Raw genomic sequence first — 6,203 nt, 5'->3', positions numbered from 1 at the left:
GCTAGGCCGGCGCCGTCATCGTGACGGTGGCTGACGTCGTCTCACTGGCGGCGGGGTGGCGGCGGCCCGGTCGCGAAGATTGCACCGAACCCCGAGAACCTACGCGACGATGCGGCTGAGAAGGTCGATAAGCGCGAGGAGATGCGCAACTCGCTGGAGCAGGTCGGTCAGATTCAGGCGATCGTCGTGGCTACGCGCGCAGCATATCTGGAGGTGCGGCCGCAGTACGCGGACGTTCTTGGCCCGGACATCGAGTACGTGATTCTCGCTGGTGAGCGTCGCTGGCTCGGCCATGTCGACCTTGGGTGGGAGACGATCCGAGGCGAGATCCAGGACGATTTCCTTCCCAAGATGGACGATGTTTTCCTTCACGAGAACACCGGCCGGGCAGACCTGAACTACTTCCAAGAAGCCGAGGGCTATCGGCGCCTTGTGGAGAGCGGCTTCTCGCTGACGGAGATCGCTGAGCGAAACGGGAAGAGCAAGTCATATATCTCGAAGCGGCTGGGGATCCTCAAGCTTCCGCAGGACGCCAAGGAGTTGGTGCTCGCCGGGGATCTCCCGATTGAGAGCGCTTACAACCTGGTCACTGCTCTGGGCACTCAGGTGGATCTCGTGCTGCCGGCATGGAAGCGGATGAAGGACCAGAGCCTGTCCGCCAAAGAAGCCGCTACCGCCACCCTCACAGAGCTGTCACACCCCGTCATCTCATCCACTCCCCCGACCTCCGATACGCCTGTGTCCCCTGACCCTGCTTCTTCAGTCGATCCGGTCACCAGCTCTGAATCGTCAGCACCTGCTGAGGAGTCGCGAGCAAACGACTCCGCCGAGCCTCCAGAGACTCCATCCGTGTCTCGCGATGTGGAAGGATCCTCGCCGACATCGACCGCGGCGGCTCTTGATTCTGAGGCAGCGCGGGAAGTGCCCGCCTCCCCGGCCAGCCAAGAGAGCGAAGAGCAGCGCCGGGCAGCAGCCACCACCGCGAGACAACTCGTCTGCCAGGAGAGGGTGAGGGAATACTCGGCTGAGCCTGATTCCGCCGAGGCGACCCAGATCTGTGTGGCGATGATCCAGAACGCGCCCTCGGGCGCCGTCAGCCTCGCTCACAAGTGGCTGGTGGAGGCGGGTCACGTCAGCGACTCGACCTCGCCCAAACGCTATGCGCACTGGGCCGCTACCGACGCTGCCACACCGCTCGAAGTCGCTCGCCTCGCCTACGCGGTCGCGCTGGGAGCTGGAGAGCTTCGCGCGGCTGATCAGCGCAGAGCCGGAGATGCCTCGCTTAAGGCCCACCTCCAGCACCTGATGAGTGCCGGATACGAGCCGCTGGCCGACTGGGAGATTGCGCTCCTCAAAGGCTGAAACATATCCGTCCCACCGACCACTCCCCCTGCTTGTATTGGAGACTTCATCTCATGACGACATCCGAAGTGCTCGAGGGCCTCGTCCTGCCACCGCTACGGCGACCGCGCTACGGCAGTCATCTGCCGCCGGTCGTCTCCGGCATGAACCGAGCAGGATCCGTCGGCAAGACCACTTTCGGCCTCAACCTCTGTGTCCAGGCCGCGCTCGGTGGCAGCAAGGTCCTCGGAATCGACGCCGACCTCCAGTCGGACATGTCCTACTGGTGCGGCTACGACGGCGACCTCATTCCCGACGGAGTAATGACCGTTCACGATGTGATGCTGGGCCGGGCAACGCTGGCGGAGGCGACCGTCCCCGGCCGCACTCGTGTGGCCGCAGGGGACAGCGACGGCGCCTTCGCAGTCATCGAGGGCTTCGACCTGGTGCGCGGCAGCAAGAAGATGAGCCAGGCGGACAGCGAGCTCACCATGGACCCGGCGGGTGTCTTTTGGCTCCAGCGGGTTCTCAAGAAGCAGATCGTGGAGGGTCAATACGACCTGATCTACATCGACTGCCCAGCCTCGCTCGGCCGCTTGTCAGTTTCGCTGCTGCTTGCAGCCGTCGATGTGATCGTGGCGATGAAGCCAACCCGAAAGGAACTGCGTGGCGCAGCCGCGCTTGGCATCGCCATCGACGAGATCGCGGCGGAGTTCGAGGAGTTCGGCGCCTCTGCCCAAGCTTCGTACTACCTGATCAACGAGGCGAAGTCCACGAACAGTCAGGGAGCCTTCTACATGAACATGCAGAAGGAAGCGGAGGAGTTGTTCGAGGGCAGGCTTCTTCCGTTCATCGGTCCCAGCGTGAGGATTCCGGAGGCCTACGACGCGCAGGAGCCTGTGGTGTTCTGGGATCCCAGCACTCCCCTGGTTCCCATCGTCAACAAGGTTCTCACCGCACTTCAGTTCCCAACGAAAGAGCTTGTGTGACGGACAGGTGTTTCGGACCGAAACGCTCGCCCGAACGCGCCAGTCGATGCGACCATCCGACTGGCGCGACTCAGCACCACGACTTCCTCTCCAGTGCGGTGCCGTTCATGCCTCTCCCTCTCCCCCGGTTCTGGAACGACTGCTGAACCTTGTTGGGTGCCGTCCTTCTCTGAGCGTCTCGGCCATCGCAGACGCGTCGAGCGGTCGAGGAGTCCTCTCGTAGGAGAGGAGGACTCCTCGACCGCTCGGACGGTGCTCGTTACGGCACGTAGATGTAGATCGCGGACGCGATGTCGGCAATTGCCTTCATGTCGCCGGCGACGCTCGACTCAGGTTCGCGTGGATTGTAGGTGACGGACAGGGCTCGCAGGCCCTTGCGGGCTCGCAGGGCGTTCCAGATGTTGTTGCTCCGGGCGCCTTGATCGGCGAGGCGCCAGGTCTGGCCGTTGAACGTCTGCTTCCACGTCCAGAGGATCACGTGGTCGGCGCCGGTGCGGAGTGGGCTGTCGATCCGGTCCCCGGCGAGCCGGTTGGCGTCGGCCGGGCTGACTTTGCTATCAGGGCCGGCATGAGCGAGGCCGAGCTCGCGGCTACCGATGTACAGGCCGGGGAGGCGGGTCTTCCAGGACAGTAGCCGGAGGCGCTGCCATAGGTTGGTGATGGCGGCCCCGGGTTGGATCTTGGATGTGGCGTACTGGCTCGTGAAGAGGCTGCCGGTGATGTTGACGGCGTCGATGGCACCGGTGAGGACGTACTTCTCGGCGTTGGCGAGGGTGAGCAGTGGATAGGCCTGTTGCATGGCTTGGACGCACATCTGATTGGTGCCGCAGCCGAGCTCGGGGATGACCACGTCGATCGCGATCTTCCTGCCTGCGGGTAGCGCTGTTCGCAGGGCTTGGGAGGTCTCGCTAACGAACTGGATGATCTGGTTGGCGTCAGTGAACCCGCGCAGCCCGAGGTCGTAGGCGAACTTGACGCCCACCACGCCGGGTTGGTTGGCGAACAGCTTGAGTCGCTCGGCCGCCGCTTTGAGTTGCTCGGGGCCGCGCTTCCAGGTGTTGACGAGGTCGGTCTCGAGCCACACACGCAGTCCTTGTGCGCGGGCCTGCTCGAGCGCCTGGGCGACGGGATCGCTGGGGTCGATCGCCTGGGTGGGCGGGGGTGTCGGGGTCGGAGTGGTGGTCGTCGATGGCGTGGCGGTCGGCTGGTCTGGTGTCGGTTCGATGGTGGGGTCGGCTGTGGCCGGGTTGCTCGCCAGAATGGGCGGGGTCGTCGTGGGCTGGGTGTTGTCGGGCGGGGAGGAGGTCGGTTGGCCGATCTCGGGGGTGATGACTGAGACGACCGGGTCTTCATCAGCGCAGGCGTAGTGCGGGTTGCGGCCGGGCTGACAGATGCCTCCGGGTGGGTCGACGGACTTGCCGTTGCCGTCGACGCAGTGGTACTTGCCGTCGGTGGCCTTCCACAGGCACACGAGCTGCTTCTTGCAGCCCTTGATGGGTTTGGTGGTGGCGTAGCGGCTCTTGCCGGAATCGAGGCAGAAGTAGTTCGGCGGATGAGAGCCGTCGTCCCAGGAAGTGGCGGAGATGGTGGGCGCGGTGCTGGAGCCCGGTGTGCTGCCAGGGACCAGGCCGCTCTGGCCGCTGGCGTTGAGGTTGTCGAGGCATTGTTCGTAGCCAGGTGTGCCGGGTGTCTCCCAGACGGCACAGGTGGCCTCGTTGCTGGCACTGCTGTAGGGGTTGGCGACGGCCAGCCCGACGGAACCGATGACGGCCGCCAGGATGACCGAGACGAGGACGATGAGTCCCCGTTTGCCGAGTCGGATGCGATTCATTCAGGCTCCTGATGGAGGGTTGTCGCGGATATCCGCCGCGCCGGGTGTTGGGTCTCGTGGGCGCCGCGGCCTGGTCTCGCGGAAGGCATTGAAGAGCAGGGCGCGACGGGCGCTGACCTTCGGGCGAAGGTGTTCATCGGGCGCCGGGGTAGGCGGCGTCGTCAGGAGTGCAGTTGCTCCAGTAGCCGCCGCCTGGCGCGTTGGGGGAGTGGATCCAGTCGCCTTTGTCCTTGGTGATCTCCCAGGACACGGTCAGGGTGAGGGTGCCGCTCGCGGTGGTGGCGCCATTGTTGCCGTGCCACGAGATGGTGACGGTCTCGGCCGCGGTTCGGCTGGCGCCGGGGCAGCCGGCCTCGGAGCGCGGGGCGTCGACGGTGAAGGAGCCGTCTGCGTCGACGTCGATGGAGCCGGTGTCGGTGGCGGACCAGGTGCCGCTACCGGGAGAGATGCTCACGTTGAACGAGCCGCTACGACTGGTGCCGAGGGCGAGCAAGGAGGTCGACAGGCTTGCGGTGGGGGCCAGCGGCTGTGGCACATCCGGTGTGGATGTGGCCGAAGCTGTGGCGCTCGAGCTAGCCGAGGGGGATGGGTACGGGCCGGTGATGGGGCCGTGACTCGGACCGATCTGCTGGACGATCGTGCGGTCGTCGGTGACGGGCGTGAGGGTGGGCTTGCTGCTCGGCCGTGTCGTCGGCCGTCGGGTGGCCGGTTTGGTGGTGGCGGTTCTCGGCGAGGCCGACGATGTGGTGACCGGCTCGAGGGTGGGCCGCGGCTGGCCGGTGGGGATGGGCGGCGCGGAGGTGTCGAACGGCAGCGGCCCCAGGTTGACTTGGGGGTTGTGCTGCGCGGCATTGGTAGTCGGGGCCAGGCGCGGGCCGAAGGGGTTGAACAGCAGCGTGAGGCAGACCAGGCCGACGACCGCCACAGCGGCGGGCAGGCCGGCGCGCCGGAGCCGCCCGGCGGACCGGCCTGTGCTGACGGGGTCAGGGGACAGGTCCTCGGTTCGCTCGGGTTGCGGATCGCGGCGATGGCGGCCTGAGCTGGTGGCGCCTGGGTGCTCGGCGGGAGCTGGCTGGGGGAGGTCGTTGTACTGGTGCGCGAGTCCGCGGGGGCGAGGGGACTGGCTGGGTCGCTCCGGCATGTGTGCGACCTCCTCACTGACTCTGACAGCGGACACAAACTGCTGGTAAACGGTCGCGCCAAATCTAACGATGGCGAATTATCGGGAGCTATGCACACGAAGAAACATGGGATGCATTGTTTCCGTTTCGTGATCGCATTCGGACGGAGAGGGAGTGGGGAATCTCCACAGCTTGTCAACGGCGAAATCCCACCCAGACAGGACAGCGCGAGGGTCGCCTACGACCCGCCGACCTGCGTCGGCATGACCACAGCATTGATCGCGAGAGGGTCACGGGCACAGATTTCCCGCACGGATGTAGCGACGAAAGCGGCGCCGATCTCTACTGTCTGACTCTGTTCCAAACAGGCAGTCAAGATAAATGGCGGCCGAGTGTCCGGCGGCTTCACCGGGCTGCGCCACGGCGATCCTTTGCTGACGGTCGGGCGACCTTGTCTTCTGCGAGGCGTCATGGACAAGCTCGGGATCGACGTCGTCAACCAAGGTCTGGAAGCCGCGGTGTCCTACCAGCGCCAGGCGCGGCGTGCGTCGGCGAGGGGTGGCTATCTGGAGGGTTTGCTCGCGGTGGGATCTCAGGGGGTGGTGCCGGGAACTGGCCGAGATGTCCGTGCCGGCCGATCACCGCTTGATCCATGTGACGCCGCGGCGGGAAGCGGTGATCTCGGCCGTGGTGGAGGGGCGGCCGAGATCACCGTGTCGACCCGCATCTGCCGCGCACGGCCGATCTGGCTGCCCGCATCCCCGGCATCACCCGAACTGGCCGCACCGTGGCGTTCACCGTCGAGAACATGACGGCCGCCTATGGCCTGCTCCAGTTGCTCGCCCTGCTCACCTACAGCCGCCCCTGATGCGGCGGCACAGGTGGTTCGTCTCCTTCGGGCGAGCGAAATCGGCGATGATG

The 6,203-nt window shown here is 65.6% G+C and carries 5 protein-coding genes; 3 read left to right on the top strand and 2 right to left on the bottom strand.

The window, feature by feature from the left end:
* The first annotated feature begins 30 nt into the window (after positions 1–30).
* The gene (locus AB0J64_RS50720) at positions 31–1,362 is read left to right on the top strand and encodes a ParB/RepB/Spo0J family partition protein (RefSeq protein ID WP_364044425.1); all 1,332 of its coding nucleotides are present in this window, start codon (positions 31–33) and stop codon (positions 1,360–1,362) included.
* 53 nt (positions 1,363–1,415) lie between these two features.
* A complete protein-coding gene (locus AB0J64_RS50715) occupies positions 1,416–2,330 on the top strand; it encodes a ParA family protein (protein WP_364044422.1) in 915 nt (304 codons plus the stop codon).
* Between the two features lie 259 nt (positions 2,331–2,589).
* On the opposite strand, the gene AB0J64_RS50710 is transcribed toward AB0J64_RS50715, so the two are convergent.
* Positions 2,590–4,161 carry a hypothetical protein gene (locus tag AB0J64_RS50710; RefSeq protein ID WP_364044419.1) on the bottom strand — a complete coding sequence of 524 codons (1,572 nt, stop codon included), beginning with the start codon at positions 4,159–4,161 and terminating at the stop codon, positions 2,590–2,592.
* Between the two features lie 133 nt (positions 4,162–4,294).
* The gene (locus AB0J64_RS50705; protein ID WP_364044417.1) at positions 4,295–5,302 is read right to left on the bottom strand and encodes a hypothetical protein; all 1,008 of its coding nucleotides are present in this window, start codon (positions 5,300–5,302) and stop codon (positions 4,295–4,297) included.
* Positions 5,303–5,752: 450 nt separating this feature from the next.
* Between AB0J64_RS50705 and AB0J64_RS50700 the strand changes: the two genes are divergently transcribed.
* Positions 5,753–6,094: a hypothetical protein gene (locus AB0J64_RS50700; RefSeq protein WP_364044414.1), complete on the top strand. Its 342-nt coding sequence runs from the start codon at positions 5,753–5,755 to the stop codon at positions 6,092–6,094.
* The last annotated feature ends 109 nt before the right edge of the window (positions 6,095–6,203 follow it).

Source organism: Nonomuraea sp. NPDC049695, assembly GCF_040674955.1.
In the GTDB taxonomy this organism is placed as follows: Bacteria; Actinomycetota; Actinomycetes; order Streptosporangiales; family Streptosporangiaceae; genus Nonomuraea; species Nonomuraea helvata.
Note: the sequence above shows the minus strand (reverse complement) of the source record. Positions and strands in the feature narration are given on the sequence as shown.

What these genes read in the sequence shown, in the direction of transcription:
- AB0J64_RS50710 (WP_364044419.1), bottom strand. Translation starts at nt 4,161, where the DNA reads ATGAATCGCATCCGACTCGGCAAACGGGGACTCATCGTCCTCGTCTCG.
- AB0J64_RS50705 (WP_364044417.1), bottom strand. Translation starts at nt 5,302, where the DNA reads ATGCCGGAGCGACCCAGCCAGTCCCCTCGCCCCCGCGGACTCGCGCAC.
- AB0J64_RS50715 (WP_364044422.1), top strand. Translation starts at nt 1,416, where the DNA reads ATGACGACATCCGAAGTGCTCGAGGGCCTCGTCCTGCCACCGCTACGG.
- AB0J64_RS50700 (WP_364044414.1), top strand. Translation starts at nt 5,753, where the DNA reads ATGGACAAGCTCGGGATCGACGTCGTCAACCAAGGTCTGGAAGCCGCG.